Origin of the sequence: Kitasatospora sp. NPDC058965, assembly GCF_042741245.1 — a bacterium.
Taxonomy (GTDB): Bacteria; Actinomycetota; Actinomycetes; order Streptomycetales; family Streptomycetaceae; genus Kitasatospora.
In genome coordinates this window covers 1-1235 of sequence record NZ_JBHYKG010000610.1, presented here as the reverse complement: position 1 = coordinate 1235, position 1235 = coordinate 1, and the positions used below count along the sequence as shown (strand labels likewise).

General features: G+C 75.7%; 3 protein-coding genes. All 3 read left to right on the top strand.

Annotated elements, in window-relative coordinates; genetic code table 11:
• Nucleotides 1-188 precede the first annotated feature (188 nt).
• Complete coding sequence (locus ACFW1A_RS40585) at nt 189-515, top strand: hypothetical protein (protein ID WP_380418775.1); 327 nt, start codon at nt 189-191, stop codon at nt 513-515.
• Nucleotides 512-961, top strand: a complete 450-nt coding sequence (locus ACFW1A_RS40580; protein ID WP_380418773.1) for a MerR family transcriptional regulator — start codon at nt 512-514, stop codon at nt 959-961. Before ACFW1A_RS40585 ends, ACFW1A_RS40580 begins: the two co-directional genes overlap by 4 nt.
• On the top strand, nt 942-1235 hold a 294-nt coding region (locus ACFW1A_RS40575; RefSeq protein WP_380418771.1), incomplete at its 3' end, for a hypothetical protein. The genes ACFW1A_RS40580 and ACFW1A_RS40575, both read left to right, overlap by 20 nt.

Sequence of the window (1235 nt, the reverse complement as noted above, 5' to 3'; positions counted from 1 at the left end):
CCACTGCTCCGGCCGGGCACCCCGGTGTGCGTCAGCCGGGCGGCCCGACGCACCGACCGGAGGCCACCCTCGGCCCGGCCCGGTCGGCTTGCATCCGGTACCCGGGTACAGGCTTACCGTCGGAGACGTCCCCGGGCGCACGGCGCGGAGACGGACACGGACACGGAGTCCGGAGCGAGGAGCGAGCCATGACCGGGCTGAGCTGGGTACCGGCGTCCTGCACGCTGCCCACGGAGCAGCAACCGCTGCGGGTGGCGGAGTGGGACCGGTTGTTCGCCACGTGCCTGACCGCGTCGACCCGCCCCGACCGCACGCGGCTGCACCTGGTGCTCGCCGGTCGCGCGGGCGTGGGGGAGTGGGCGCGGGACCTGGCGGACCGTGAGGGCGGCTGCTGCTCGTTCTTCACCTTCACCGTCAGCACGGGGCCGGAGGTCCACCTGGACGTCGAGGTGGACGCCCGGCACGAGCAGGTGCTGGACGCCCTGCAGGCACGTCTTGAGGGCGGCCGGCCGTGAGGACCGAGGGCCTGCGCTCCGGACAGGTCGCCGAGGCGGCCGGGGTGAACGTCCAGACCCTGCGCTACTACGAGCGGCGCGGCCTGCTGGCCGAGCCGGCCCGCAGCTCCGGCGGCCACCGCCTGTACGACCAGGACGCGGTCACCGCGCTGCGGGTCATCAAGGCCGCCCAGCGGCTCGGCTTCACGCTGGAGGAGGTCGCCGAGCTGCTGGAGACCGGCCGGCACCGCCACGGCCGCCCCGTCCCCGGGCTGCAGGAGCGCGCCCGGACCAAGCTCGCCGAGGTCGACGCGAGGATCGCCGACCTCGCCACCATCCGCGAGGCGCTCGTCGCCGCTGTCGACGCCGGCTGCGACGACCTCACCCGGTGCGCCACCAGCTCGTGCTGCCCCATCCCGTTCACCGACCTCGCCGAGGAGAACCGCCGTGCCGACCCCTGCTGCTGATGAACCCGCTGCCCGTGCGTCGAAGGCCCTCGGGGCGCTCGCCGTACTCGCCTGCCTGGCCTGCTGCGCGCTGCCCGTCCTGATCACCGCCGGTGTGGTGGGTGCGGGCGCCGGGGCGGTGGTCGGATGGCTCCCGGCGATCGCCGGCGCCCTGGCCGTGCTCGCGGGCGGGACCTGGTGGGCAGGCCGTCGCCGGGAGGTGCGCGGGTGCGGCTCCTCCTCGTGCGGTGCCGGTGGATGCGGCTGCGCGACGGCCGGAGCTCCGGTTCAGGTC

Coding starts and splice junctions, on each gene's coding strand:
- ACFW1A_RS40585 (WP_380418775.1), top strand. CDS start 189: ATGACCGGGCTGAGCTGGGTACCGGCGTCCTGCACGCTGCCCACGGAG.